Annotated in this window: 26 protein-coding genes, 2 tRNA genes and 1 other RNA gene; 17 read left to right on the forward strand and 12 right to left on the reverse strand. The window is 70.0% G+C overall.

Annotated elements, in window-relative coordinates; all coding sequences use genetic code 11:
• Positions 1–2: 2 nt before the first annotated feature.
• Positions 3–353 (reverse strand): YbaB/EbfC family nucleoid-associated protein, encoded by a 351-nt coding sequence (locus tag OIE67_RS47205; protein ID WP_181307688.1) that lies wholly within the window; start codon positions 351–353, stop codon positions 3–5.
• A 449-nt stretch (positions 354–802) separates the two neighbouring features.
• On the opposite strand from OIE67_RS47205, the gene OIE67_RS47210 reads away from it, so the two are divergent.
• Positions 803–2,242, forward strand: a complete 1,440-nt coding sequence (locus OIE67_RS47210; RefSeq protein WP_326632902.1) for a helix-turn-helix domain-containing protein — start codon at positions 803–805, stop codon at positions 2,240–2,242.
• Positions 2,243–2,339: 97 nt separating this feature from the next.
• Here the strand turns inward: OIE67_RS47210 and OIE67_RS47215 are convergent, their stop codons facing one another.
• Positions 2,340–4,739 (reverse strand): DNA polymerase III subunit gamma and tau, encoded by a 2,400-nt coding sequence (locus OIE67_RS47215; RefSeq protein ID WP_326632904.1) that lies wholly within the window; start codon positions 4,737–4,739, stop codon positions 2,340–2,342.
• Positions 4,740–4,770: 31 nt separating this feature from the next.
• Positions 4,771–4,866, reverse strand: an RNA gene (gene ffs, locus OIE67_RS47220) — signal recognition particle sRNA small type.
• A gap of 98 nt (positions 4,867–4,964) precedes the next feature.
• Between ffs and OIE67_RS47225 the strand changes: the two genes are divergently transcribed.
• Positions 4,965–5,052 (forward strand) — tRNA-Ser (locus tag OIE67_RS47225).
• Between the two features lie 277 nt (positions 5,053–5,329).
• On the opposite strand, the gene OIE67_RS47230 is transcribed toward OIE67_RS47225, so the two are convergent.
• On the reverse strand, positions 5,330–6,514 hold the full coding sequence (locus OIE67_RS47230; RefSeq protein ID WP_326632906.1) for an RNA-guided endonuclease InsQ/TnpB family protein: 1,185 nt from the start codon (positions 6,512–6,514) through the stop codon (positions 5,330–5,332).
• 176 nt (positions 6,515–6,690) lie between these two features.
• On the opposite strand from OIE67_RS47230, the gene OIE67_RS47235 reads away from it, so the two are divergent.
• The 4 genes from OIE67_RS47235 to OIE67_RS47250 all read left to right on the forward strand — a co-directional run bounded on the left by OIE67_RS47235 (position 6,691) and on the right by OIE67_RS47250 (position 9,939).
• Positions 6,691–7,902 (forward strand): MFS transporter, encoded by a 1,212-nt coding sequence (locus OIE67_RS47235; RefSeq protein WP_326632908.1) that lies wholly within the window; start codon positions 6,691–6,693, stop codon positions 7,900–7,902.
• 253 nt (positions 7,903–8,155) lie between these two features.
• The gene (locus OIE67_RS47240; RefSeq protein WP_326632910.1) at positions 8,156–8,974 is read left to right on the forward strand and encodes a transglutaminase-like domain-containing protein; all 819 of its coding nucleotides are present in this window, start codon (positions 8,156–8,158) and stop codon (positions 8,972–8,974) included.
• A gap of 38 nt (positions 8,975–9,012) precedes the next feature.
• On the forward strand, positions 9,013–9,159 hold the full coding sequence (locus OIE67_RS47245) for a hypothetical protein (RefSeq protein ID WP_326632912.1): 147 nt from the start codon (positions 9,013–9,015) through the stop codon (positions 9,157–9,159).
• A gap of 105 nt (positions 9,160–9,264) precedes the next feature.
• Positions 9,265–9,939 (forward strand): DUF6461 domain-containing protein, encoded by a 675-nt coding sequence (locus tag OIE67_RS47250; protein WP_326632914.1) that lies wholly within the window; start codon positions 9,265–9,267, stop codon positions 9,937–9,939.
• A 13-nt stretch (positions 9,940–9,952) separates the two neighbouring features.
• Here the strand turns inward: OIE67_RS47250 and OIE67_RS47255 are convergent, their stop codons facing one another.
• Positions 9,953–10,219, reverse strand: a complete 267-nt coding sequence (locus OIE67_RS47255) for a hypothetical protein (protein ID WP_326632916.1) — start codon at positions 10,217–10,219, stop codon at positions 9,953–9,955.
• Positions 10,220–10,270: 51 nt separating this feature from the next.
• Between OIE67_RS47255 and OIE67_RS47260 the strand changes: the two genes are divergently transcribed.
• Positions 10,271–10,678 carry a pyrophosphohydrolase domain-containing protein gene (locus OIE67_RS47260; protein WP_326632918.1) on the forward strand — a complete coding sequence of 136 codons (408 nt, stop codon included), beginning with the start codon at positions 10,271–10,273 and terminating at the stop codon, positions 10,676–10,678.
• A gap of 87 nt (positions 10,679–10,765) precedes the next feature.
• Positions 10,766–11,209, forward strand: coding sequence for an HIT family protein (locus OIE67_RS47265; protein WP_106242945.1), 444 nt, complete (start codon positions 10,766–10,768; stop codon positions 11,207–11,209).
• Between the two features lie 122 nt (positions 11,210–11,331).
• Here OIE67_RS47265 and OIE67_RS47270 read toward each other — a convergent pair whose 3' ends face one another.
• Positions 11,332–14,136: an AfsR/SARP family transcriptional regulator gene (locus OIE67_RS47270; protein ID WP_326632921.1), complete on the reverse strand. Its 2,805-nt coding sequence runs from the start codon at positions 14,134–14,136 to the stop codon at positions 11,332–11,334.
• A gap of 386 nt (positions 14,137–14,522) precedes the next feature.
• Between OIE67_RS47270 and OIE67_RS47275 the strand changes: the two genes are divergently transcribed.
• Complete coding sequence (locus tag OIE67_RS47275) at positions 14,523–14,687, forward strand: hypothetical protein (protein ID WP_326632923.1); 165 nt, start codon at positions 14,523–14,525, stop codon at positions 14,685–14,687.
• 3 nt (positions 14,688–14,690) lie between these two features.
• Here the strand turns inward: OIE67_RS47275 and OIE67_RS47280 are convergent, their stop codons facing one another.
• Positions 14,691–15,857: an LLM class flavin-dependent oxidoreductase gene (locus tag OIE67_RS47280; RefSeq protein WP_326632925.1), complete on the reverse strand. Its 1,167-nt coding sequence runs from the start codon at positions 15,855–15,857 to the stop codon at positions 14,691–14,693.
• Between the two features lie 163 nt (positions 15,858–16,020).
• Between OIE67_RS47280 and OIE67_RS47285 the strand changes: the two genes are divergently transcribed.
• Positions 16,021–16,416, forward strand: a complete 396-nt coding sequence (locus OIE67_RS47285; protein ID WP_106242940.1) for a hypothetical protein — start codon at positions 16,021–16,023, stop codon at positions 16,414–16,416.
• Positions 16,417–16,431: 15 nt separating this feature from the next.
• Here the strand turns inward: OIE67_RS47285 and OIE67_RS47290 are convergent, their stop codons facing one another.
• Positions 16,432–17,073 carry a LysE family translocator gene (locus OIE67_RS47290; RefSeq protein ID WP_106242938.1) on the reverse strand — a complete coding sequence of 214 codons (642 nt, stop codon included), beginning with the start codon at positions 17,071–17,073 and terminating at the stop codon, positions 16,432–16,434.
• A gap of 97 nt (positions 17,074–17,170) precedes the next feature.
• Between OIE67_RS47290 and ypfJ (OIE67_RS47295) the strand changes: the two genes are divergently transcribed.
• From ypfJ (OIE67_RS47295) to OIE67_RS47305, 3 genes are all read left to right on the forward strand, one after another.
• Positions 17,171–18,127, forward strand: a complete 957-nt coding sequence (gene ypfJ / locus OIE67_RS47295; RefSeq protein ID WP_326632930.1) for a KPN_02809 family neutral zinc metallopeptidase — start codon at positions 17,171–17,173, stop codon at positions 18,125–18,127.
• Between the two features lie 63 nt (positions 18,128–18,190).
• Positions 18,191–19,021 carry a KPN_02809 family neutral zinc metallopeptidase gene (ypfJ, locus tag OIE67_RS47300; RefSeq protein WP_326632932.1) on the forward strand — a complete coding sequence of 277 codons (831 nt, stop codon included), beginning with the start codon at positions 18,191–18,193 and terminating at the stop codon, positions 19,019–19,021.
• Between the two features lie 35 nt (positions 19,022–19,056).
• Positions 19,057–19,353, forward strand: coding sequence for a type II toxin-antitoxin system VapB family antitoxin (locus OIE67_RS47305; protein WP_106242934.1), 297 nt, complete (start codon positions 19,057–19,059; stop codon positions 19,351–19,353).
• A gap of 205 nt (positions 19,354–19,558) precedes the next feature.
• Here the strand turns inward: OIE67_RS47305 and OIE67_RS47310 are convergent.
• The 4 genes from OIE67_RS47310 to OIE67_RS47325 form a co-directional block, all read right to left on the reverse strand.
• Positions 19,559–19,648 (reverse strand) — tRNA-Ser (locus tag OIE67_RS47310).
• Between the two features lie 10 nt (positions 19,649–19,658).
• Positions 19,659–20,096: a tRNA adenosine(34) deaminase TadA gene (tadA, locus tag OIE67_RS47315; RefSeq protein WP_326632935.1), complete on the reverse strand. Its 438-nt coding sequence runs from the start codon at positions 20,094–20,096 to the stop codon at positions 19,659–19,661.
• 14 nt (positions 20,097–20,110) lie between these two features.
• A complete protein-coding gene (locus tag OIE67_RS47320; RefSeq protein ID WP_326632937.1) occupies positions 20,111–20,587 on the reverse strand; it encodes a tRNA adenosine deaminase-associated protein in 477 nt (158 codons plus the stop codon).
• 18 nt (positions 20,588–20,605) lie between these two features.
• A complete protein-coding gene (locus OIE67_RS47325; RefSeq protein ID WP_393269681.1) occupies positions 20,606–21,121 on the reverse strand; it encodes a tRNA adenosine deaminase-associated protein in 516 nt (171 codons plus the stop codon).
• Positions 21,122–21,341: 220 nt separating this feature from the next.
• Between OIE67_RS47325 and upp the strand changes: the two genes are divergently transcribed.
• The 4 genes from upp (at position 21,342) to OIE67_RS47345 (ending at position 24,652) form a co-directional block, all read left to right on the forward strand.
• The gene (gene upp, locus OIE67_RS47330) at positions 21,342–21,980 is read left to right on the forward strand and encodes a uracil phosphoribosyltransferase (protein ID WP_106242931.1); all 639 of its coding nucleotides are present in this window, start codon (positions 21,342–21,344) and stop codon (positions 21,978–21,980) included.
• Positions 21,981–22,201: 221 nt separating this feature from the next.
• Complete coding sequence (locus OIE67_RS47335; RefSeq protein ID WP_106242929.1) at positions 22,202–22,426, forward strand: hypothetical protein; 225 nt, start codon at positions 22,202–22,204, stop codon at positions 22,424–22,426.
• 252 nt (positions 22,427–22,678) lie between these two features.
• Positions 22,679–23,212, forward strand: coding sequence for a PH domain-containing protein (locus OIE67_RS47340; protein ID WP_106242925.1), 534 nt, complete (start codon positions 22,679–22,681; stop codon positions 23,210–23,212).
• A 96-nt stretch (positions 23,213–23,308) separates the two neighbouring features.
• Positions 23,309–24,652 carry a helix-turn-helix domain-containing protein gene (locus OIE67_RS47345; RefSeq protein WP_326632942.1) on the forward strand — a complete coding sequence of 448 codons (1,344 nt, stop codon included), beginning with the start codon at positions 23,309–23,311 and terminating at the stop codon, positions 24,650–24,652.
• The last annotated feature ends 62 nt before the right edge of the window (positions 24,653–24,714 follow it).

Genomic DNA, 24,714 nt, shown 5'->3' on the forward strand with positions numbered 1-24,714 from the left:
GGCTAGAACCCTGGCAACTGTCCGAGCCCGCCGCCACCCAGCCCCTGGGCCAGCGGGCCGAGCTTCTCCTGCTGCAGGTCGGCGGCCGCGCGCACCGCGTCGCGGACGGCGGCGATCACCAGGTCGGCGATCGTGTCCGCGGTGTCCTGCGCGTCGCCCGAGTCGATCACACTCGGGTCGATCTTGAGTTCGAGCAGCTCGCCGGAGCCGTTGACGACGGCCGTGACCATGCCGCCGCCCGATGAGCCCTCGATCTGCGCATCGTTGAGCTCCTGCTGGGCGCTCACAAGCTGCTGCTGCATGAGCTGGGCCTGCTCCAGCAGCTGCTGCAGGTTGACATCCCCTGGGTTCACCGTCGTGCGCTCCTCGTGGCTCCGCGTTCTTGACTGCCACGAGCCTACGGTGTTTGGGCGGCGTCATGTACTGGGGTGTCCCCCTGTTTCCTGCCCGGGCCGCGCCGGGGGCGGTCGCCCCGCCTCCGTGCGCCGTCCCCGACCGACGATTCCCGCCGCCGCGGCACGGCCCTCGTGTCCGCGGTCCGACTCGCGTCGGCGTGTTCTGACGTGCCCCGGCGCCGTCGCCGGGCGTTGTTATGGCCGGATCTCGGCCCCCCTCCAGCGTCCGAGACCCGGCCATCACGTCGGCGGAGCGGCCGCACCACGCCGACGCGTTGATGAGGACGTTAGCCGGATGAACGTTGCACACACGTTGCGTTCATTCAATCACCCTCTGCAATCCCCCCGAACGGGTTGCGCGGAGGCCGGACAAGACGGATCCTCTAGTTGACTACTTGGAGTGACCGATGAGTTACCCCCATCTCGACGCGTACTCCCGGCTTCTGCGCGGTGCCCATGAAGCCGCGGTGACAGGCCGGGCCTGGCCGGAGCCGCCACGCCACCTGATCAAGGCCTCCTGGGGCCGCTCGCTGGCCGCCGGGGTCGACCCGGAGGGCAGCGGCGCGCCCCTCGTCTGCGATGCCGCCCGCATCAGGGACATGCGCGAGTCCCACCCGCTGCAGGATCTCCTGCCGCTGCTCGACCACACCCTGTCCGGGCTGGCCGGCGAGACCGGCCACATCATGATCGTCACCGACGGCGACGGCCGCATCCTGTGGCGCGACGGCGCTTCCGCCACCCTGCGCCGGGCCGACCAGGTCGGTCTGGCCGACGGGCATCAATGGACCGAAGGCGACGTCGGCACCAACGGCTTGGGCACGGCCCTGGCGACAGGCAGGCCCGTTCACGTCTATTCCGAAGAGCACCTGATGCGCGTCCTGCACGTCTGGTCGTGCAGCGCCGCCCCCATCACCGATCCCGACTCGGGCCGGGTCATCGGCTGCGTCGACATCAGCGGCATCGCCCGCACCCTGCACCCCGCCACGCTCGCCCTCGTCGCCGCCACGGCCAAGCTCGCCGAGACGCAACTCGCGCTGCGCATGCACGAGCGCGACGAACGCCTGCGCCGCCGCTACGAGTCGCTGCACGGCCGTCCCGGCATCCTGCTCTCCCCCACCGGCCGGGTCATCTCCGGCGACCCCGCCGGCGGCCTCGGCGAACGCGTCCACCTCGACGAGCAGAGCGCCCGCGGCCCCGGCCGGCGCATGATCCTCAGAGACGGCACCGTCGCCCAGATCGAACCCTTCTCCGACGGCTTCCTCCTCCGCGCGACACCGGCCGCCGCCCCGCAGCCCCTGACCCTCACCTTCCTCGGCGCCGGCACCCCGTCGGCCTCCTTCTACGACCGCGACCGCCCCCTGTCGCTGCGGCACGCCGAGATCCTCACCCTCCTCGCCCTGCACCCCCACGGCCTGACGGCCGAGCAACTCTCCTTCCACCTGTACGGCGACGCCGGCAACCCCGTCACCATCAGGGCCGAGATCCACCGGCTGCGCGCCCAGCTCGGGGATGCCATCGCGGCCAAGCCGTACCGGCTGACCTGCCCGGTGGAGGCCGACTTCCTGACCCTGCGCCGGCTGCTGACCGCCTCCGACCCCGGCGCACTGTCCCGGGCCTACCCCGGCCCGCTGCTGCCCCGCTCGGAGTCGCCGGAGATCCGCCGCGAACGCGACGAACTGGAGGCCCAGGTGCGGGCCTGCCTGCTGCGGGAGGGGTCGCCGGAGGATCTGTGGGCGTACGCGCAGACGTGCAACGGGCGCGACGACTACGAGGTCCTGGAACGCCTCGCCGCCCTCCCCTCCACCGACCCCCGCTCCGCCGCCGCCCGCTCCCGCCTTCTCAGCTGAGGGCACTCACCATGACCGTCGGCGCGAGCCACCGAGGGCCAGGCGGCACCACTCACTTGCCTCGGCGCGAGCCACCCGGGAAGTCAGGCGGGACCGCTCAGGCGTGATCGATTTCGCCGATCACCTGGGCACCGAGCTCTCTCTCCAGCAGGGCCATGCCGGAGACGGCGTCCACGTCGGCGTCGGCGTCGTTGAGTGGGTCCACCTCGTCGGAAACGGGGCTCTTGTCACGGCTGGGGACCTTGTCCGGCCAGGCGGCAGCCCCGCTACGGGCCATCGGGACGCGCGGACCCGCCTGCGCGGCGGCCTTGGCGGCCGATCGAGCGGCGGCCAGGCCGGCTCCAGGGGGCGCGCCTGAACTCGCGGCGGCGGGCTGCGCGGCGGCGACGGTGCGCGTGGGGTCCGGGTTCGGCGGGGCGCCGGGACCGAAATCGTCGGGGGCGTCGGGCCAGGACTCGTCGGTGGCCAGAGGTCCTGGCGGGGCGGCGGGAGGCTGGCCGGGGTCCTGCCCGCCCTTGTCCTCGGCGGAGTCTCCGTGGGACGCCGTACGCCCCTGAGGACCCGTCGTGCCCTGACCCCCCTGAGGTCCGGGCGCCGGCTGACCCACCACCTGCGGACCGGTGGGCCCCTGCGACCCGTAAGAGGACTGTCCGGCCGCGTTCTGCCCTCCCGGCGCGGAACCGTGCCCGCCCTGCGCCGGGCCGTGGGACGGGGAACGGGCCGGCCCGCGCGCGGCCTGCGGAGCCGGGGAGCCGCCGACGACCGCCTCGACCCGCCACGTGCCGCCCAGCACGTCGCCGAGCGCGGCCGCCACCACGGCGTCCTTGCCGCCGCCGGTGAAGTTCTTCATCGCGCCGACCTGGGCGAACCCCAGCGTGACCAGGTTGCCCTCCACACCCACGACCTGGGCGTTGGTGCTCACGTTGGCCCAGACGACGATGCTGCGCTGCTTGAGCGCGGCCAGCACCGCGGCCCACTGCGCCTGGATGGCGCCGGCTCCGCCAGGCGTCGGACCGCTGGGGCCGCCCTGGGAAGCCTGTTGAGCCCCGCTGCCCGCTGCGGTCGCGTACCCCCCGCCAGAGCCGCCGGAAGCGGCCGGCCCCGCAGCGGGAGAGGACGCCGCCTGAGCACCGGGACGCACCGCCTCGGGCCAGTCGTCACCACCACCACGAGCGGGCGCGGCCGAGTCGTCGGCCGCGGGAGCGGCGGATCCACCGGCGGAAGCAGACGTACTCGGAGAACCCTGTACCCCCGCAACCGTCCCAGCAACAGCGGGTGGAGCGGCGGCGGGTGGGGCGGACGCGACAGGAGCCGCCGGCCTCGCCGCCATCTGGGCGACCGCGCCACCGCGTTCGAGCCGTTCCAGCCGCGCCAGCAACGCACCCTCGCCCTGCGCCGCCCCCGGAAGCAGGACCCGCGCGCACATCAGTTCGAGCAGCAGGCGCGGCGAGGTGGCGCCGCGCATCTCGGTGAGGCCGGCGTTGAAGATCTCGGCGGCGCGGGTCAGCTCGGCCGGCCCCATCGAGGCCGCCTGCTGGACCAGCCGCTCCAGCTCGTCGGCGGGCCGGTCGAGCAGCCCGCTGGAGGCCGCCTCGGGAACGTTGGCCAGGATCACCAGGTCGCGGAAGCGTTCGAGCAGGTCGGAGGCGAAGCGGCGCGGGTCGTGGCCACCCTCGATCACCCGGTTGACCGTGTGGAAGACCTGGGCGCCGTCGCGCGCCGCGAACGCGCCGACGACCTCGTCGAGCAGGTCGCCGTCGGTGTAGCCGAGCAGGGAGACGGCCTTGGTGTAGGTGATGCCGTCCTCCTCCGCCCCGGCGAGGAGCTGGTCGAGGATCGACAGCGAGTCACGGGCCGAGCCGGCGCCCGCGCGGACGACCAGAGGCAGCGCGGTGGGCTCGAACGGCACGCTCTCGGAGGTGAGGATCTCCTCCAGCAGCGCCCGGAGCGTCGCGGGCGGCATCAGCCGGAACGGGTAGTGATGCGTACGCGACTTGATGGTGCCGATGACCTTTTCCGGCTCCGTCGTCGCGAAGATGAACTTCAGATGCGGCGGGGGCTCCTCGACGAGCTTGAGCAGCGCGTTGAAACCCTCGCGGGTCACCATGTGCGCCTCGTCGATGATGTAGATCTTGTAGCGCGCGGACACGGGCGCGAAGAAGGCCCGCTCACGCAGGTCGCGCGCGTCGTCCACACCACCGTGGGAGGCGGCGTCGATCTCGATGACGTCGAGGTGACCGGGCCCGGTCGGAGCCAGCGCTACGCACGACTCGCACTCGCCGCACGGATCGGGGGTCGGGCCCTTCTCACAGTTGAGGGAGCGCGCCAGGATGCGGGCACTGGACGTCTTGCCACATCCGCGGGGGCCGCTGAACAGGTAGGCGTGGTTGATGCGGCCCGTACGCAACGCCTGTCGCAGCGGATCAGTGACGTGTTCCTGACCCTTGACCTCGGCGAAGGTCCCGGGTCGGTACTTGCGGTAAAGCGCAAGGCTCATACGACCATCCCGCCTGCGAGGGGGCTCCCAACGAAGAGACCCCCCGCACACCCGCCAGAGCCCGCTTATCCTTGCTGCCTTCCGGCCCTGGGGAGGTTCACAGGATGACGCCGCGCGAGGGGTCCCTGGACAGTCTAGCCGGATGCCGCAGTGCTCGCTCCACCCTGAGCCATCCCGCGAAAAACGTGGTCTGCACACCCCGGGAAGTCCGGTAAGCTCGTCGGCGGAGGATTCGCCTAGTGGCCGAGGGCGCACGCTTGGAAAGCGTGTATAGGGCAACCTATCAGGGGTTCAAATCCCCTATCCTCCGCCAGCTCAGAAGGGGTGCGCCAGGATGACGGCGCGCCCCTTCCTGCTTTCCGGGCTCCGCTGAGGGCCCCTCCCCTGTCTCCCAGATCAGGCCGCCAATCCGCTTCGCCATGGGAGGAAAGCCGTAGGACTCCCGGCCGCCTATGGGCATTTCCTCCTCTTTAGGGTCTATCTGTACGTCTGCGCGCGCTCGGTGGCGCTGACGGCTGGCCCGCCGAACCTCGCATCACGGAGACCTCTTGTTCGTGACCCCTCCGTTCCCTGAAGGGAGCGGCTTCTCGCTAAGCCGCTTGCGCAGCCCGGCGAAGGGCAAGCCCTGCCCTGAGGATGTTGACCGCCGCGTTCACGTCGGCGTGCGCGGCATGCCCGCACGCCGTACAGACGAACTCCGCCTGGGTGACGCGGTTCTCTTTCGCGCAGTGCCCGCAGCGGGCACAGGTGCGGGAGGTGCCGGCGGGGTTCACCGCGATCAGCTCTCGACCGGCGCTTTCAGCCTTGTGCGCGAGGATCGTCAGGAACACCCCCCAACCCGCGTCCAGGATGCTCCGATTCAAGCCGGACTTCTGCGCGACGTTCCGGCCGGGAGCATCGATCGTGCCGGACCCGCTGCGGATCAAGTTCGTGATCCGCAGGTCCTCGTGCACGACCACGTCGTGCACGAGGACCAGCGCGAGCGCGGTCTTGTGCGCGTAGTCGAGCCGCTGACGGCGCACCTTGCCGTGCAGCGCGGCAACGCGGGCCACCGCCTTGCGCCGCCGCTTGGAGCCCCGTTTCTTGCGGGAGAGGTCGCGCTGCGCCGTCGCGAGACGTTCGGCGGTTGCTGCCAGGTGGCGGGGATTGGCCAGGTGTTCCCCGCCGGAAGTGGTGACCAGCCAGGCCACACCCATGTCGATCCCGGCTACCGCGCCCGTGGCGGGAAGCAGCTCGGCGGGCACCTCGTCACACGACAGGACCACATACCAGCGGGAGGACTCCCGCTTCACGCTGATCGTCTTGACCCGGCCTCTGACCGGCCGGTGCTGATGCACCCGGACGTGCCCGACGCCCTGCAACCGCACGAACGTGGCGGTCGGGTGCTCGGGCTGGGAATCCCACCGGCAGCCGTCGCCGTCCTTCGGCCACTCCACCGTGTCGAACCGGCCCCGGCCCTTGAACCGGGGAAACCCCGGCGTACGGCCAGTCTTGACGCGGTCGAAGAACGCGCGGAACGCCTTGTCCAAGCGGCGCAGCGTGGCCTGCTGGGAGGAGAACGACCACCGGCCCTGCCCGCCGGGGTCATCGCCGCGGATGTGCTTCAGATCGGCCGACTGCTCACCGTACCGGATGCTCGCCCCGGCCTTGGCGTAGGCGGTGCGGCGGTGCTCCAGCGCGGCGTTGTACAGCTGCCGGTGGTCCTCCAGACACTGCGCGAGCGCGGCGGCCTGCTTGCTGGTGGCGCGCAGCAGGTACTTGTACGACCGGCGCACACCCACCCCCCACGTTCGGTAACGAGACAACCACGCTATCGGCTTGCACCGACAAAACCCGGAAGGGGATCTGTGATGCGCGGACCTGACAGGTCAAGACACACTCGGGCCTTGGCGGCCCTCCCGCTCCCGATTCCCCCGTCGTCTCAAGGCGACGGCCCACTCGGGAGGGGCTGATGGATCTCGCCACCCGTCGTCGCCGACGAGCGCTGCTCCTGTTCTTTCTGCTCCCGGGCATCTCCATAGCGTCGTGGGTGACCCGTACCCCGGACATCCGCGACCAACTGGGAGTGTCCACCGGTCAGATGGGCCTGATCCTGTTCGGGCTGTCGCTGGGCTCCATGGTCGGGATCCTGTGCTCAGGGCGGTTCGTCTCGCGCTTCGGCACCAGGCCCGTCATGGGTGCCGGGACCGGGATGCTGGTCACCAGCCTGGCCGTCATCAGCGTCGCGCTGCTGCTGTCGTCCGTGCCGCTGGTCGTGGTGGGCCTGTTCGTGTTCGGCGTGGGCATCGGTGGCGGTGAGGTCGCCATCAACGTCGATGCCGCCGACGTCGAGCGGCTCACCGGCAAGACGACCATGCCCATCCTGCACGGCTGCTTCAGCCTGGGCACCGTCCTCGGCGCCTGTGCCGGCATCGCCGCCACCGCTGCCCGCCTTCCCGCGTACTGGCATCTGGCCGTGATCACCGTGATCGCCGCCGCTCTGTTCCTGTACGCCATCCGCGCCATTCCCGCGGGGACCGGCGTGCAGGCGCCCGCGCAAGCGGGGCCCGAGCACCCGCGGCAGAAGCTCTGGAAGGACACCCAGCTCGTCCTGATCGGCGCGATCGTCCTGGCGATGGCGCTGTCCGAGGGAGCCGCCAGCGACTGGCTGCCGCTGATCATGGTGGACGGCCACGGCGTGGACGCCACCGCCGGATCCCTCGTCTACACCGCCTTCGCCGCCGCCATGACCATCGGCCGCTTCGGCGGCGGCTACTTCCTCGACCGTTTCGGCCGGACCCTGGTCATGCGCGCCAGCGCCATCGCCGGGGCGATCGGCCTGCTCATGGTGATCTTCTCGGACAACGCCGTGCTGGCCGGTGCCGCCGTCCTGTTCTGGGGCGTCGGCGCCTCTCTGGGCTTCCCGGTCGCGCTGTCGGCCGCCGGCGAAACCGGCCCCGACTCGACCGCCCGCGTCAGCCTGGTAGCCACCCTCGGCTACGTCGCCTTCCTGGTCGGACCGCCCGGCCTCGGCTTCCTCGGGGATCATTGGGGGCTGCGTACCGCCATGATCGTGGTCCTGGTCTTCGTCGCCTGCGCCATCTTCCTGGCGCCGGCCGTCGAGACCCACCACCGCTCCGCCGCCCCGGCCGGCGATGACACGGACCGCTCCCAGACGCTCTGAGGACGTGACGCGCTTCGCGCCGAAGAATCGTGTTCCGCTCGCGGTCGACGAACCCCGCCTCTCAACGACGGGCGGATACGGCGGCCGGGACGGCTTCGAAGTGTCCGTGGACTTCGTCAACGCGGGCAAGGAGTCCGTGACCATCGCCGGGATCGGACGCAGCGGGCCGAGCCTGAAGCTGCTCAACGCCGAGCGACGCGGGCCCTATGTGCTTCTCCCTTGCGGCGGAGCCCCTTTCAGTAGGGTCTCCTGCATGGTCATCGACTACGCCAGCCCTGGAATCTTCACCACACTGGACGCCGACCAATTACCTCTCATCGCCGGCCTTCCGACTGATCCGGTGGAGATCTGCCGGGTCGTACGCGGAATCGTCATCCATCCGTTCGAGGCCGCCACGCTGTCGCTGCCCAAGGAGCGAATGGCGGAGAAAGACCTGCGGCCGGCGAGCGCCATCGTCCGGGCATTGACGCGGCTCGACGCCACGCCGCTGGAGGTCCAGCGGCCGGCGCACCAGCGGGTGGTGGGCACCTGCCGCCACTTCGCCACGCTGAGCTGCGCCCTGCTCCGGGTACGGGGCATCCCGGCCCGCGCGCGGTGTGGGTTCGCCACCTACTTCGCCCCTGGGCAGGGTATCGACCACTGGGTCACCGAATACTGGCACGCCGGCGAGCGGCGCTGGGTCCGCATCGACAGCCAGACCCTCGGCGGCGACCAGGTCGCACGGCCCGAAGACCTGGCTCCGGGACAGTTCCTGACCGGTGGCGAAGCGTGGACTCTCTACCGGCGGGGAGAGATCGACCCGGACACGTTCGGCGTCGCGGGCACGACGCATGCGTGGGGAGTGGCCGAGATCCGGGGCAACGCGATCCGCGACCTGGCCGCGCTGTGGAAGACGGAGACGCTGCCGTGGGACGAATGGGGCCGGATGACCGCGTCCTACGAGGGCAAGACCGGCTCTGATTACGACCTGCTGATCGACGAGGTCGCCGCCACCTGTGCGGCGGGCAGCGTTGAGGCCGTCGACCGGCTCTACCGCAGCGCGGACCTTCGCGTCCCTGACGACGTTCACTGAGCGACTCACAGCGTTGACTCCCTGAGGGACACCTCTGGGTGCGGGGGGTGTCGGGCGCCTTCGAACGGCATCCGCCCGCGTTGCCGGTCGCGGAAGAGGGCGTGCGGGGTCCGTGGGTGGAGGAGTTCTTCGACTGGCTGGATCCGGTCGTACGCGCCGGTCAGGGTCTCTACCTCTGGATTTGAGCGCGCCACCGTCGGACACTGCCCATGACCAGGCCGAATGCACGCGGCGACGCCGTTTGTCAGCGAGGGCTGCGATCATGCCGCTCACACGATCAAGGAGCGATCATGACAGCGACCCCGGAAAGCCTTCCCTGCTTCCCCGGCTACGAGACGTTGGGTGAGATCTACTGTGTGTCCTTCGTCCGCGATGTCTCCCCGGAGGAGGCCCTCCGCCGGTTCGGCGTGGACGAGAAGACCGTGAAAGAGGTGGCCTTCCACGAAGTCGAGTATCGCTCGGCGGAGAGCATGAGGGCCGACGCGGCCGGTTACATCGGCGCCGCCCGGGTCGGCGACTGGACTGTGGTCGTCGAACCGGGAGGATGGATGATGGCCGTCGCCGACGAGGTTTACGCCCCGGTCTCACGAGGAACCGAGGTCGTGTCGGTCTGCTGCCACGACTATGCCCAGGACACCTTCGCCTACATCGTCGACGGCGCGCCGGTCGTCTGGTTCGACCCGATGTATCCGGAGGAGCGCTCGGGCAGTGATCCGGACCGCTTGGTCGCGAAGATGCGTGAGGTCGGACTGGATCCCGATCACGACATCGACGGGCCGGGGATCGACCACCCGCTGGAGAGATCGTTCGCGCTGGCGAGCGACCTCACCGGGCTCTCGTACTCCACGGATCTGCGCAACCTGCGGTTCCTCGGCGCAGGAACACTCGGGGGGTTCAGTTACAGCTCCATGCAGAACAGCACTTCGCAGACGCTTGCTGACGTGCTGCGCGCGCAAGGGCTGTGACGCCAGGGCCTCGTCAAGCTTCTGAGCCGGTCTCCTGTTCGAACTCGGCCTTGCGTCGGGCGAAGTAGGCAGGCCAGTCCGTGCGCGCGGCGATGACGTCGTCGATGGACAGTTTGATAACTGCGCAGAAGCCGATGGAGCAGGCGCGCGGCATGGAGGCGTCGATCAAGGAGATCCCCTGGATCTGATCGCCGTCGTTGAAGGTGCAGAGTACGGGATGGAAAGAGCAGTCTTCGTAGATGTCGCCGGGGCTGATACGTCCGGGCCGGTTTTCGGTCACAAAGGAAGTGTGGTGGGGGCGTTGGGACAAGAAAACATGGATCATGAGCCGATGCGGCGGGTGGCCGAGTTTCGTGAGGTGTTCGACGGTGTGGCCGAGGCCGGGCGGCCCGAGGTGGCGGAGCAGCGGCGGACGTTGCTGGTCGAGGAGGCGGGCGAGGCCGCCGAGGCTCTGACCGAGCTGGCGAAGGCTCTGCGGACCGGCGGTGATCCGCTCGGCGCGTATCAGGCGGTGGCCAAGGAGCTGGCTGACGTTCTCTATGTCACCTACGGTGCCGCGGATGCGCTGGGGATCGATCTGCCGGCCGTGTTCGTCGAGGTTCATCGGTCCAACATGAGCAAGCTCGACGCCGACGGCCGGGTACTCCGCCGGGCCGACGGCAAGGTGCTCAAAGGGGCCGGTTACCGGCCGCCGGATCTCGACGGGCTCGTCGAGTGGCCGCCCCCGGCGCATCGCTGACCCGGGTGAACGCGTACGTCACGTGTCGTGGCCGGGCATTCGCAGCAGACTGGACCCACGGATGACGACCAGCCAGGGAGACGCCGCGTGCACAACCACGCCCCCGCCGACTACCACTGCCCGTTCTGCCATCTCACCCCGGACCGCGAGCCCGACGTGGTCCACCGCGACGAGCGCGTCTTCGCGATGATCTGTCCCCGCTGGTGGCCGCGGAACGCGGGGCATCTGCTGATCATCCCCGTCGCCCATCACGAGAACCTGTACGACCTCCCCGCCGCCGACGGGCACGCGATCTTCGACGTCACCCGGCTGCTCGCCCGCGCCATGCGCAGCGCGTACGACTGCGCGGGGGTCTCCACCCGCCAGCACAACGAGCCCGCGGGCAACCAGGACGTCTGGCATTTCCACCAGCACCTCTTCCCCCGTTACCCCGGCGACGACCTCTACCGCACGCCCCCGGAGCCCGAGTGGCTGCCCGCCGACCGTCGCCGGGCCTACGCGGAGCGGCTGCGTGCCGCGCTCAACCCGTAGCGCTGCTCCGTTCAGGCATGAGCTCAGCTTCTCGCGATATCGGGCCGACGCCGATTGATCTTCGCATCGGGCGCGGCGGGCGTGGCCGGCGCCATGAGCAGCCCGGCTCCGGGGGTGGCGGGTCAGAGCATGTTCCTGATCGGCTGGGGGGTTTCCGGCACGGCCTGGGCGAGGATGTCGCCGGCCTCCCCCGGCGTCAGCAGGCGGGCGTCGCGCAGAAGGCGGACGGAGTCCTCCCACTGCCGCCGGGCTTCGGCGTGGCGGCCGAGGTCGTGCAGTGTGGTGCCGAACCACCAGCGGGACACGGCCTCCTTCAGGTGGTATCCCGCCTCGCGCAGCAGCCGTACCGCCGTCGTGTAGCTTTCCGCCGCCTCCGCCGGCCGGCCGGCGTGGCGGTAGGCGTCGCCCAGCGACCCGTGGGCGATGCCCGCGTCGGCGAGCGGGCCCGTCCGCGGCGCCTGCTCCACCAGCAGGCGCGCTTCGGCGATCGCCTCGTCGAAGCGGCCCTGCCGGTAGTAGACGTGCACCCGGTTGTTGCGCAGGGTGGCCGTGGCCACGGGCCGTTCTGCCTCGTCGTTGAGCTCCAGCCCGGACTCCAGGTAGCCGAGCGCCTCGTCGAGGCGGCCCACGATGGTGTTGATGACGCCGAGGTTGTTGAGCACGCCGACCTTCCTGCGCGGCAGGCCGGCCCGGTCCCAGTCGGTGAGAGCCGTCTTCAGCTGCGCTATCGCGTCGTCGTAGCGGCCCTGGTCCCGATAGACCCAGCCGAGGAAACTGCTGATCTGGGCCTTGTCCTCCCAGGCGCCGATGCGGTGGGCCACCTCGATGGCCTGCGCGTAGACGCCGGCCAGTTGGGTGTGCCAGCCCTGGAAGCAGAAGGGCCAGTGGAGTCCGACGACGAGGCCGACGGCGGTCGCCGGGTCGGGGCCGGTCAGCGCCTGCTGCGCGGCGGCGAGCAGGTTGTCGCGTTCGGCCTGGACCCATGCGCCCGCCTGCGCCGGGTCGGCGAAGGGGCTGTCGGGCAGTTCGACGGGGGCCCGCAGGCCGGCGTCGGGGTTGAGCATCCGGCCCGCCGTCCAGAGGGTGGCCACGTAGTGGTGCAGCGCCCGCCGTACGGCGGCGGCGCGTTCCTCCTCCGGCAGGTCCTGGTGTGCGCGTTCGCGAGCGTAGAGGCCGACCAGGTCGTGGAAGCGGTAGCGGTCGGGGCCGGGTTCGAGCAGGCGGGCGTCCTGGAGGCGTTCGAGGGCGGCCTCCGCGCGGTGGTAGGGCCAGCCGGTCAGGGCGGCTGTGGCGGCCGGGGTGTGGGTGGGCAGGTCGAGCAGGCCGAGCCGGGGCAGCAGGTGGGCGGCGTCCCGGCCGGCGGGCTCTTCGCGCAGGTGATGGTGGCTGACGGCGATGCTTGCGCGGATGGCCAGGTCGGCGTACTCCAGCGTGTCCAGGCGGCGGGTGGCGTCGGCCAGCCGTGCCTCCAGGCCGGACAGGGTCAGGTCGGGGCGGGCGGCCAGGCGGGCGCCGATGATCCGCAGCGCGAGGGGGAAGCCGCCGCACAGGTCGACGATCCGCTCGACCGCCCGCGGTTCCGCGCGGGTCCGGTCGGGTCCGGCCAGGCGGGACAGCAGCGCGGCGGCGTCGGCGGCGTCCAGGGCGCCCAGGTTGAGGTGGCGGGCGTTGTCGAGGGCGGCCAGCGGTTCGCGCGAGGTGATCAGGACGCGGCAGCCGGGGCCCGCGGGGATGAGCGGGCGGACCTGGCGTACGTCGCGGGCGTTGTCCAGGATGACCAGCAGGTCGGACCGCGCGGTCAGGGAGCGGTAGCGGGCGGCGGCCTCGCCGGAGGTGGCGGGGGCGGCGGCGCCGTCCAGGCCCAGGGAGCGCAGCAGATGACGCAGGGCCTGGTCCTGGGTCAGCGGGTCGAGCCCGGGGGTGGATCCGTGCAGGTTGACGTAGACGACGCCGTCGGCGAACCCGGGGGCCGCGGCGTGGGCGACGTGTACGGCCAGGGCGGACTTGCCGATGCCGCCCGGCCCGTCGATCACGGTGATGGGCGGGCCTTGCGTCGGGCCGAGCGCGGTGCGCAGCTGGTCGATCTCGGCGGCGCGGGCGGTGAAGGTGTGGGTGTCGGCGGGCAGTTCGGCCGGCAGGTACGACGCGGCGACCGTGACCTGCTGGGCCGGGACGGTCAGGTCGAGACTCGGGTCCTTGGCCAGGACGGCCTGGTGCAGCCGGCGCAGCTCGGCTCCGGGTTCGAGGCCGAGCTCGGAGATCATGACCTGACGGGTGGCCTGGTAGACGGCGAGCGCCTCTGAGGGGCGGCCGGCGCGGTGCAGGGCGAGCATCAGCTGCGCGGCCGGGCGTTCGCGCAGGGGATGAACCCGCACGTGTACGGCCAGCTCGGCGGCCACCGCATGATGGTCGCCCGCGGCGAGGCGCAGGTCGGCGTGGTCCTCCAGGACGGTGAGGTGCTCCTCCTCCAGCCGGGTGGCCTCGATCCTGGCCCAGGGATCGGTCAGTTCGGCCAGCGGCTCGCCCCGCCACAGCCGCAGAGCCTGGCGGAACAGCGCGTCGGCGGCGGCCCCCTGCGCCTGGGCGGTGCGGGCGCGCCTGGCCAGGCGCAGGAACAGGTGGGCGTCGACGTCGTCCGGTTCGAGCGCGAGCCGGTAACCGCCGGGCACGGTCTGGAGGATGTCTCCGGTGATGTGCGGGGCGAGGGTCTGGCGGAGTTTGGAGACCACGATGTGGAGCTGTTTGGCGGCGGTCGCCGTGGAGCTCTCTCCCCAGATGTCGGTGAGGATGCGCTCGGCGTGTACGGCCTGCCCGGCGTTCAGGGCGAGTCTGGTCAGCACGCCGATGCGTCGGCGCCCGGCGATCCGGACCGGTTCGTCAGCTGCGAATACCTGCCACGGGCCGAGAAATCTGATCTCCAGCGTCACTAGGAGCGCTGCCCTCCTTCATTGGGGTCGAAAATAAGCCCGCCGGTCCCGCAATAGCGGATTCAACGCCATAAATGCGGAAATTTCCGGCGCTGGGGTGCACAAGTGCATGTATAGGAGTACGGGCTTACAACTCCCTTACAACCGACTCGCGAGACGCCTGATCGCCATGCGACACCCCGCCCGGATCCGTCGCGGAGAGCGTCCGGCCGGCCTCACACCTGACGTCGCGGGATCGCCGCGACGTTTGTCGGGTGTTCACCTGACAGCGCCATTCCCTGGCCGTGCGCAGACTCGACCCCAGCCGTGCGCGCGAAACACATTGTGTCGTGATCTCCGCGCCCATTAGCATCACCCTCGCACGTTCGTCACGCAACGGAGGTCTTGTGAGAAACACCAGACTGCTCAAGAGGCTCGCCCTCGTGGCCGCCGCCGGGCTCATCGGCATCGGCATCGGCGCCGCGGCCGCCTCCTCCGCCTGGGCTGTCGATCCGGACACCAAGCTTCAGTGGCCCAAGCCCTCCGGAGAGATCTCCGACTCGCCCCAGTAGCGCTCAGTCCTTGATGTTCGCCTCCGTCCGGTACTTGTCCGTCATGCGGGCGACCGCGGTCAGCTGCGCCTGCGCGTAGTCCTCGCGGACCGCGCTCGCGCGGGCGGCGGCGTCCAGGGTCGGCCGCGCCTGATCCTGGAACTCGGGCAGCACGTGCTGGGCGATGAGCTCGTACGAACGGTTCGTCGCCGCCGGATCGGCCCACTCGTGGGCCATCAGCAGCATCGCCCCGAACCCGCCGGACTGGTCGAGCAGCCGCCGCACCTGGGCCTTGGCGTCCTCGACGGTGCCGATCACGCCGATGCCCGAGCCGCGGACGAAGTCGATCATCTCCTTCAGGTCCCCGCCCTGGACGCCCATCTGCGGGAACGCGGCCACCTTCTGGAAGTAGCGGAACCAGGGCTCGATGCCGTACTCCACGTCCCGCATCGCCTGCTCGCGGGTCTCGGCCACGTGCATGATCCCGACCAGCCGCCAGGCGGCACGGTCGACCGTGGTGCCGTACGTGGCGGCGCGTTCCTCCATGACGTTCCAGTGGTGCGCCAGCGCGTCGAAGCCGTCGGCGGTGAGCGTCGCGCCGATCGACAGCAGGCCCAGGCCGTGCCGCCCGGCCAGGCGCGGCCCCGTCGGCGAGGCCACCGCGGCGACGGCCACCTCGAACCGCGGGTGGGTGTACGGCCGCAGCTGCAACCGCGCGTCCACCAGCGTGTGCGTACGGGTCTGGGCCGTGACGCTCTCCCCGCGCAGCAGCCGCAGCACGATGTCGAGGTTGTCGTCGAGCAGTTCCCGCGTGTCGGTGGGGTCGAGCCCGATCATGGCCGAGTCGGTGGGCAGCGAGCCGGGCCCCACGCCCAGCATCACGCGCCCCCTGGTCAGATGGTCGAGCAGCACCATGCGGTCGGCCACCCAGAGCGGGTTGTGGTAGGACAGCGAGGTCACGCCGGTCCCGAGCCTGATGTGGCGGGTACGCTGCGCCGCGGCCGCGATGAAGATCTCCGGCGACGCGATGAGCTCGGTGCCGGCGGAGTGGTGCTCCCCGATCCACGCCTCGTCGTACCCGAGCCGGTCGAGATGCTCCATGAGGGCCAGATCGCGGTCGATGGCCAGGGTGGGGTTCTGTCCCGCGGTGTGGAACGGGGCCAGGAAGACACCGAAACGAAGCCTGCTCACCGCTCCTCCTCTCGACGTGGGTAGGACTTCAGTCCACTCCGCGATTCCCGAGTCGGCAATCCCCCGCCACGTATGCCGGTTGGCGTGGTTGGCGTCCATGACCATGAGGGGCGGCCTATGCTCGGCCCGTCGATCACCCTTCCCCGAATCGAGAGGCTCGTCGATGTCCGAGCCTTACGCCGTCGAGGCGATGCCCCGCGCCGTGTCCGTGGCCAGGATCTGCATGTGGGTCCAGGCGGTCATGGGGCTGGTGGGGCTGTTCCTGCTGTTCGTGCTGCTGGGGAGCGTTCCGGCCGGTCCGGCGAGCGGCGCCGTGCTGGCCGCGCTCGCCGTTCCGCTGCTGACGATCCTGCTGATCGGGTTCCTGGCGCTGCGGATCTCGACGCGTCGCTCATGGGTACGCGCGTGCGGGCTCGTCGTCGAGTTCCTGGTCACGCTGCTCGGCCTGTGGCAGCTCTTGGGCAGCGTCAGCCTGGGCAACGTGCTGGGCGTGCTGCTGGCCGGGGTCGCGTTCGGGCAGCTGTGCCGGTCCCCGTCCGCGACGTGGTTCGACCGGTGAGCCGGCCGGCCCCGTTCAGGCGCTGACCAGGGCCTTGGAGCGGTCGGTCGCCATGCTGACGGCGAAGGCGCCGAGGATCGTGCCGGTGACGTACCGCTGCACGCGCACCCAGACCGGGCGGCGGGCCAGGAACGCGGCCAGCGCGCCCGCCGACAGCACGATCAGGCCGTTGACGAGGGTGCCGACGACGATCTGCACCGAGCCGAGTGCGAGGCTCTGCAGCAGGACGTGCCCCATCGACGGGTCGATGAACTGTGGCAGCAGCGACAGGTACAGGATGGCGATCTTGGGGTTCAGCAGGCAGGTCAGCAGCCCCATGGAGAACAGCCTGCCGGGGCGCTCCACCGGCAGGTCGCGCGCCTCGAAGGCGGAGATGCCGCCCGGCCGCAGGGTGTTCCAGGCCATCCAGAGCAGGTACGCGGCGCCGGCCAGCTTGAGCGCGGTGTAGGCGGCGGGCACGTACGCGAAGACGGCGGTGAGCCCGAGACACGTGGCGGTCAGGTAGAGGGTGAAGCCGAGGAAGACGCCCGTGAGCGAGATCAGCCCCGACCTGCGGCCCTGCGTGAGCGAGCGGGAGATCAGATAGATCATGTTGGGCCCTGGGGTGAGCACCATGCCGAGGGACACCAGAGCGATCCCGATCAAACCAACCGTCATAGCGGCACATTATCCGATATATCCGCAAAAAACTCGCATTATTGACTGCGGTGCGTATTCGAGGCGCTACAGGGGAGAACTGCGTCAGGGGGACGACATGCAGTTCGACGACGACAAGTCCCTCGACCCTTCACAGGTCGAGGACGTACGCGCTTCGGGCCCGCAGCGGGGCGGCGGAGGCGGGGGCGGGTTCGGCCGGATGCCGGGCGGATGCATGCTGCCCATCGGCGGCCGGGGCGGCGGCTGTCTGCTGCTGGTCGTGGCCGTGGCGGGCTTGTTCCTGTTCGGCCTCGTCCCCACGCCCTTCACCGGTGACGAGAGCGGGCCGCAGGGCGGAGGGCAGCAGCCGAGCGCGCCGCCGCAGGCCACCGGCAACCTGGCCGAGCGCTGCAAGACCGGCGCGGACGCCGACCAGTCCGAGGACTGCCGCGTGGTCGGCACGGTCAACAGCATCCAGTCCTACTGGCGGCAGGCGTTCGGCGACCAGGGGCGCAGGGCGTACACGCCGGCCAAGACCGTGCTGTTCACCCGGGCGGTCGACACCGCCTGCGGCGTGGCCGACTCCGCCGTGGGGCCGTTCTACTGTCCCGCCGACCGCAAGGTCTACCTCGACCTGACCTTCTTCGACACGCTCCAGCGCGACTTCGGGGCGGAGGGCGGGCCGTTCGCGCAGGCGTACGTGATCGCCCACGAGTACGGCCACCACGTCCAGAACCTGCTCGGCACCATGAACAGGGTCGGCCGCGACCACCGCCCCGGCGCCGGCAGCCCTTCCGTGCGCCTCGAACTGCAGGCCGACTGCTACGCCGGCGTGTGGGCGCAGAACGCGGTCAAGACCGGCTTCTACGAGGAGCCGTTCAGCCAGAACGACATCGACCAGGCGCTCAGCGCAGCCGCGGCCGTCGGCGACGACAGCATCCAGCACCGCACGCAGGGCCGCGTCACCCCCGACGGCTTCACACACGGCACCTCGGCGCAGCGGGCGAAGTGGTTTCGCACCGGCTACGACAGCGGCGACCCCCAGCGCTGCGACACCTTCTCCGGCGCGATCTAGCACGATATCCCCGCCGTCTACGGGGAAGTGGTCCTTCTGGCAGTGCCCAGAAGGGACCTCAGCATGGACTTCAGAGACCAGGCCGACCTCGATGCTTCACAGGTGGAAGACGCAGGGGGCAGCGGTGGCGGTGGCGGCTTCCCCGGCGGGATGATCGTCGGCGGAGGCGGGATCGTCAGCCTGATCGTGCTGGTACTGGTCTTCGTCCTGAACAACGTCGGAGGCGGCGCGGAGCCCGCGCAACGGCGGCCGCCGTCGAACCTCTCCGAGCAGTGCCAGACCGGCAAGGACGCCGACCAGTCCGAACGGTGCCGCGTGGTCGGCGTGGTCAACAGCATCCAGGACTACTGGAAGAAGGAGGTCTCCGGCTACCGCCCGGCCAAGACCATCCTCTACTCGGGGCAGGTGCGCACCGGGTGCGGCTCCGCCACCTCGGCGACCGGCCCCTTCTACTGCCCCGGCGACCAGCGCGTCTACCTCGACCTGAGCTTCTTCGACCAGCTCCACAGCCGGTTCGGCGCCAAGGGCGGGCCGTTCGCGCAGGCGTACGTGATCGCCCACGAGTACGGCCACCACGTGCAGAAGCTGCTCGGCGCCCTCGACGGGGGCAGCTCGGTCGCCGTCGAGCTCCAGGCCGACTGCTACGCCGGCGTGTGGGCGCGCAACGCGTACGAGACCGGCTTCTACGACCAGCCCTTCACCGCCAAGGACGTCTCCGAGGCGCTGGACGCCGCGGCGGCGGTCGGCGACGACAGAATCCAGCAACGCAGCACCGGCAGAATCGATCCTGAATCGTTCACCCACGGCAGCTCCGAGCAACGCGTCAACGCCTTCCAACGCGGATACGAAAAGGGCGCGCCCACCGACTGTGCCGGTGCGGACGCGGCCGGATAGCGCGAGGAATCGGAATCTCTCCTAAAATCAGGGGGGTGATCTTCAAGCTAGTCGGCGACGGACGCCCTTATCCCGACCATGGTCTGAGCCACCGAGAGTGGGCCCAGATTCCTCCACGGCAGGTCCGGCTCGACTCGTTGATCACCACGAAGGCCATGCTGGACCTGCACTCGCTGCTCGCCGCCGACTCCACCTTCTACGGGGACCTCTTCCCCCACGTGGTGCAGTGGCAGGGCGAGCTCTATCTGGAGGACGGCCTGCACCGCGCGTTGCGGGCGGCGCTGCACCAACGCTCGATCCTGCACGCCAGGGTCCTTGAGCTACCTAACTGAGAAAGGAAAAGAAAGGGAGCCGCGATTCGCGGCTCCCTTTCTTTTCGCGGGTGCGGGGCGGCGCCGGGGGCCGGATTTTCCGCACGATTATGATTATCAGCCGCTTTCGGCGAGATCATTCGCACCCCTGCCCGCCGGCCGCGGGCGGCAGGGGCCGGGACAGCGAAAAGGGCCTCCGACCCGGTGGATCGGAGGCCCTTCGCTGTGGCGGTGGTGGTGGGATTTGAACCCACGGATGAGTTGCCCCATCACACGCTTTCGAGGCGTGCGCCCTCGGCCACTAGGCGACACCACCGCGAACGAGCTTACCGGATCCTGCGAGTGGCGAAGAACCGCTTTAGCACCTCGCCGCACTCCCCGGCGAGCACGCCCATGACGACCTCGGGCCGATGGTTGAGCCGGCGGTCGCGGACGACGTCCCACAGCGAGCCCACGGCCCCGCCCTTCTCGTCGACGGCGCCGTACACGATCCGGTCCACTCTGGCCAGCACCGCGGCGCCCGCGCACATCGTGCACGGCTCCAGCGTGACCACGAGCGTGCAGCCGGTCAGCCGCCACTCCCCGCGCAGCCCGGCGGCGCGGCGCAGCGCGAGCACCTCGGCGTGGGCGGTGGGGTCGGCGGAGGACTCGCGGTCGTTGCCCGCCGCCGACAGCACCTCGCCGCCGGGGCCGAGCACGACCGCCCCGACGGGGATCTCACCCCGGTCGCCGGCCATGACGGCCTGCTCCAGAGCCGAGCGCATGGCCTCCTCGTACGTCACCGCAACCGGTCGAGCTCGTCGGCGAACGACAGCCGCTCGGCGATGACCGACAGGACGTCGGCGGGCAGGTTGCCCTCCTCCATGCTGAGCTCGATCAGCTCCTCGCTGCTCAAGCCCAGGTCGCTGAGCAGCTCGAAGTCGCCCGCCGGGCGTACGCCGAGGCCGTTGCTCTCCTTGTCGGGAGCCACCCCGGCGAACTCGGCGAACAGCTCGCCCAGAACGTTGGCGACGATCGCGTGCGCGTCGGACAGGAACACGCGCGGCTCGTCCTCGCCCCGGTAGCGGGCGATGGCGAACCATTCGTCCTCCACCTCGACACAGAGCAGCGCCAGCTCGTCGCCGGTCAGCCCCAGCGACTCCATGACCGCGTCGCCGAGGTCATCGACGATCTCGGCGTCCCCGAGATCGACCTCGGCCCCGCTCCAGCCATCGGAGGTCCTGACAAAAGCCGCAGAGAAGGTGTTGGCCGCCATGTCCGCGCTCCAGGGGGGTCAGCCGAAGACTGATTCGATCGCGCGCTCGAACGGCTCGGAGAAGCCGAGTCGCGCGGCGATGCTGGACAGCACGTCTTCGGGCAGCAGATCGATGTCGCCGGAGAGGATGCCCAGCTCCATCTCGTCCAACCCGAGATCGGCGAAGATCGACAGGTCGCCGGCCGGGAGCGCGGTCTCCTCGTCCTGGAGGATCTCGTCGAGCTCCTCCTCGTCCGGGACGGGCACGTCGAGATAGTCGAGAACCTGACGCGCCAGCGGGAAGTCCCACGAGGCGGCGATGTCGGAGAGGAACACCTCCACCCGCTCGCCCAGGACCCGCAGCGCCACGAAGAACTCGTCGCCCACGGCGACCAGCCCGATCGTGCCGCTCTCGCTCGGCTGCTGCTTCATGGCATGGATCAGCCCGTGCAGGTCCGACGTGAGGGTGGCCGGCAGCAGCTCGGCATCCCAGCAGTCGTCCTCGCGATAAACCACGATGGCGAAGTCGAGAGCGTCTTCGTCTGTCATCGCCATCCCCACCCGACCTCTGACACGACAGATATCATCCGGACCCAATCGTCCCAGACCCAGCCACTGGGCGTGTGCCTGTCGGGCCAAATTGTGATCAAAACCAAAGATCTGAGGTGCCGGGCGACCGTGTGCCCGTTTCCGTGACGCCCGCGCGGCCTGCCGGAATCCGCCCCAGGTGAGAGGGGTCGGCAGCAGCGTTCGCCAGGAGATAGCGTGTGGACCCATGGAGACCCTCGTCGTCGATCACCCGCTCGTCGCCCACAAGCTCACAGCCCTGCGCGACGTCCGCACCGACTCGCCGACCTTCCGCAGGCTGGCCGACGAGTTGGTCACGCTGCTCGCGTACGAGGCCACCCGCGACGTGCGCGTCACCGAGGTCAATGTCGAGACCCCCGTCTCCCCCGCCGCGGGTGTGCGGCTGGCGAAGCCGTACCCGCTGGTCGTGCCCATCCTGCGGGCCGGGCTCGGCATGCTCGACGGCATGACCAGGCTGCTGCCCACGGCCGAGGTCGGCTTCCTCGGGATGATCAGGAACGAGTCGACGCTGCAGGCCGAGACGTACGCCACCCGCCTGCCCGACGACCTGTCGGGGCGGCAGTGCTACGTGGTCGACCCGATGCTGGCCACCGGCGGCACGCTGGCGGCGGCCGTGCAGTTCCTCTTCGACCGGGGCGCCGTCGACGTCACCGCCATCTGCCTGCTGGCCGCACCCGAGGGGCTGGCCTACATGGACAAGGTGTTCGCCAACTCGGGCAAGCCGATCCGGGTGGTCACGGCGGCGCTCGACGAGCGGCTCAACGAGCACGGCTACATCGTGCCTGGCCTCGGCGACGCCGGCGACCGGCTCTACGGCGTCGTCTGAGCGAGCACCCCCGAAGCGGGCGTCGTCTGAGCGGGCGTCGTCGAACCGGGCGTCCGCTGTCGTGAGCGCCGGCTGGAGCGTCTTCGAGCGCCACAAGGTCCGACGTGATCGCACGAAGGCGCATTTCCGTCACGCGGAGTCACTTCTTCGTTACATACTGTGGTTGAGTGGGTACGAAGAGAGAAGGAAGGCAACTTCCGTCATGCGCGTGGGGGAGCACGATGAGCGATCACACCGAGGCGGACCCGACTCCGTACGCGGACGTGGAGGCGGTGCTGTGCGACGAGTTCGCCGGCGTCCACTCCACGACCACCGTAACGCGCTGCGTGGAGGCGGCGCACTACGGCGCGCTGGAGGTCACCGGTTACGCCCATCCGAGCCTTGTCGAGCGCATCGCACGCAAGCACCTTCACGTCCTGGCTCTGGTGGCCAGCGAACGCGGCTAAGCAAGATCAGAACTTACCCGCCAACTTACCTTTACCCTGGCATCCAGGTGGGTAATGTATACGGCGGGTGGAGTGGGTAAGTGGCACGGAGGCGACGGTGCAGGTCAAAAAGGTCCTCACATACGGTGGTATCGCATTTGTTGCGTACTACCTGTTCGCGCGACCAGCTGACGCCGCGGACGCGGTGAGAGGAGCGTTCGACACGGTGTTCAACGCAGCCGACTCTCTGGCGCAATTTGTGAACAGCCTCTCATGAGACTTGTGACCCACGGGGACTCAGCTCCATCGTCGGTCAACCGCTACCTCCTCCCCCACGAACAACAGGTCATCATGGTGCGGCGGCACCCTGCCATTCTGCTGCGTCCCGTCGCCGAGGTGCTCGGCGGTCTCGTGATCGCCGGACTGCTCAGCAGATTCTTCGGCGGCGGCGAGGCGGGCGGCACGGCGCTCGTCGTCGTCTGGTGGCTGTGGCTCCTGCTTCTGATCCGTTTCGTATGGAAAGTCGCGGAGTGGTCGGTCGATTACTTTGTGGTGACGTCGAAGCGCATGTTGCTCACCACGGGTCTCATCACGCGCAAGGTCGCGATGATGCCCTTGGGCAAGGTCACCGACATGAGCTTCCAGAGATCTCTGCTGGGGCGCATGCTCGGCTACGGTGAGTTCATCCTCGAGTCGGCCGGCCAGGATCAGGCTCTGTCAACGGTCGAGTACATTCCGTATCCGGAAACCCTGTACCTCGAGGTCTGTCAGATGCTTTTCCCCAGCAAGGACGACAGCGACGATTAATCACAGCGTGGCAAATTCTTCACGCGGGGATACCAGATTCGGCTACTTCATGCAATCATTGCGTGTTGTTGACCCTTCCCCGCCTTGAGAGATGAGATGCCGAGTCAGGGAACCATCGGTGACCGCGTCCGCGGATTGCGGCTGAACAGGCGGATGTCTCAGGCCCAGCTGGCCGGACCCGACCTGTCTGACAGTTATGTCTCGCTCATTGAGTCGGGTAAGCGCACGCCGACTCCTGTCGTGGCCAGACTCCTGGCCGAGCGGCTTGGATGCACGACGGAGTTCCTCCTTCACGGGATCGAGCCTCGTCAGCGCATCGACACGGAGCTCGGATTGCGTCACGCCGAGCTGGAGCTGCAGCACGGCGACCCGTCCGTCGCCGCCGACCGCTTCACGGAGATCGTGAAGGCGGCCGACGAGGAGAACGCCATGCTGACCGCGCAGGCGCGGTTCGGCAGGGCTCGTGCGCTGGAGGCGCAGGGCCGGCTCGGCCAGGCCGTGGAGGCCTTCGAGCGCCTGCGCAGGGAGGCCGCGGCTCATCCCGAGCGGCTGGCCGACCTTCCGCTCACGATCGCGCTGAGCCGCTGCTACCAGCGGGCGGGCGACCGGCTGCGGGCGCGCGACCTGGCGAGCGCCGCATTGGCGCACGCCGAGCGGCTTTCCATCACACAGGGCGAGCTCGCCACCGACCTGGCCAGTGCGCTGGTCGAGGCGCGCGGCGAGCGTGAGAGCGACTCCCCCGAGCTGACCTACGTCAAGCACGTCCTGGACATGAGCGGCTCTCCTGAAGTTGTGGACCGTTCCGGGGAGATCAGGGCGCTGTGGCACGCCAGTGCCGCCGCGGCCGCGGGCGAGGACTCCGCCCTGGCCGTGCGCCTGGCCGACGACGCGATCACGGCGGGCCGTCAGACGCGGCTCGCGCTGCAGCTGGCCAGGACCGCCATGCACTGGGCCCGGATGGTCTCAGCTCCGATCGACGAGGCCGAGCGGCTCGTCGCGGGCGCGGTCAAGGCGTTCGGCGTGTTCCCCTCGACCGCGCGCGAGCACGGCGAGAGCCTCATCGTGCACGCGCGGGTCAAGCTGCGCGCCGGCGAGTCCGCGAGCGCGGCCGAGCTGGCCGTGGTGGCTCTGGGCGTCTCCCAGGACCACCCGGGCACGACGCCGGCCGAGGCCCACCTCGTGCTCGCGACCGTGGTGCTGGAGCAGGAGGGCGACGCCTCGACCCATCTGCGCAACGCGCACGAGCTGCTCGGCGGGCTCGACCGTCCGGTGTTCGGCTCCGACCGTCAGGCCGCCCGGTGCTGGCGTGAGCTGGGCGACCTCTACGGCAGGGCCGGTGACAGGGCACAGCAGACCGCCGCATATCGTAAGGCCCTCGAAGCTGCCGGAGTTCGCTCCGCCATGGCGGGGGTGACGGTTGACGCCACAGTCTCCAGTTGATCCTCCGGGAGCTCCAGATTTGGCCTTTTGAGTCTGGAATAATTAGGGTCGACCAGTCATTG

The organism is Nonomuraea fuscirosea, from assembly GCF_035917475.1.
GTDB lineage: Bacteria > Actinomycetota > Actinomycetes > Streptosporangiales > Streptosporangiaceae > Nonomuraea > Nonomuraea fuscirosea.

What these genes read in the sequence shown, in the direction of transcription:
- ypfJ (WP_326632932.1), top strand. Translation starts at nt 18,191, where the DNA reads ATGGACTTCAGAGACCAGGCCGACCTCGATGCTTCACAGGTGGAAGAC.
- ypfJ (WP_326632930.1), top strand. Translation starts at nt 17,171, where the DNA reads ATGCAGTTCGACGACGACAAGTCCCTCGACCCTTCACAGGTCGAGGAC.
- tadA (WP_326632935.1), bottom strand. Translation starts at nt 20,096, where the DNA reads ATGCGCTCGGCTCTGGAGCAGGCCGTCATGGCCGGCGACCGGGGTGAG.
- OIE67_RS47240 (WP_326632910.1), top strand. Translation starts at nt 8,156, where the DNA reads ATGGTCATCGACTACGCCAGCCCTGGAATCTTCACCACACTGGACGCC.
- upp (WP_106242931.1), top strand. Translation starts at nt 21,342, where the DNA reads ATGGAGACCCTCGTCGTCGATCACCCGCTCGTCGCCCACAAGCTCACA.
- OIE67_RS47320 (WP_326632937.1), bottom strand. Translation starts at nt 20,587, where the DNA reads ATGGCGGCCAACACCTTCTCTGCGGCTTTTGTCAGGACCTCCGATGGC.
- OIE67_RS47285 (WP_106242940.1), top strand. Translation starts at nt 16,021, where the DNA reads ATGTCCGAGCCTTACGCCGTCGAGGCGATGCCCCGCGCCGTGTCCGTG.
- OIE67_RS47335 (WP_106242929.1), top strand. Translation starts at nt 22,202, where the DNA reads ATGAGCGATCACACCGAGGCGGACCCGACTCCGTACGCGGACGTGGAG.
- OIE67_RS47215 (WP_326632904.1), bottom strand. Translation starts at nt 4,739, where the DNA reads ATGAGCCTTGCGCTTTACCGCAAGTACCGACCCGGGACCTTCGCCGAG.
- OIE67_RS47340 (WP_106242925.1), top strand. Translation starts at nt 22,679, where the DNA reads ATGAGACTTGTGACCCACGGGGACTCAGCTCCATCGTCGGTCAACCGC.
- OIE67_RS47325 (WP_393269681.1), bottom strand. Translation starts at nt 21,121, where the DNA reads ATGGCGATGACAGACGAAGACGCTCTCGACTTCGCCATCGTGGTTTAT.
- OIE67_RS47210 (WP_326632902.1), top strand. Translation starts at nt 803, where the DNA reads ATGAGTTACCCCCATCTCGACGCGTACTCCCGGCTTCTGCGCGGTGCC.
- OIE67_RS47235 (WP_326632908.1), top strand. Translation starts at nt 6,691, where the DNA reads ATGGATCTCGCCACCCGTCGTCGCCGACGAGCGCTGCTCCTGTTCTTT.
- OIE67_RS47260 (WP_326632918.1), top strand. Translation starts at nt 10,271, where the DNA reads ATGCGGCGGGTGGCCGAGTTTCGTGAGGTGTTCGACGGTGTGGCCGAG.
- OIE67_RS47345 (WP_326632942.1), top strand. Translation starts at nt 23,309, where the DNA reads ATGCCGAGTCAGGGAACCATCGGTGACCGCGTCCGCGGATTGCGGCTG.
- OIE67_RS47290 (WP_106242938.1), bottom strand. Translation starts at nt 17,073, where the DNA reads ATGACGGTTGGTTTGATCGGGATCGCTCTGGTGTCCCTCGGCATGGTG.
- OIE67_RS47250 (WP_326632914.1), top strand. Translation starts at nt 9,265, where the DNA reads ATGACAGCGACCCCGGAAAGCCTTCCCTGCTTCCCCGGCTACGAGACG.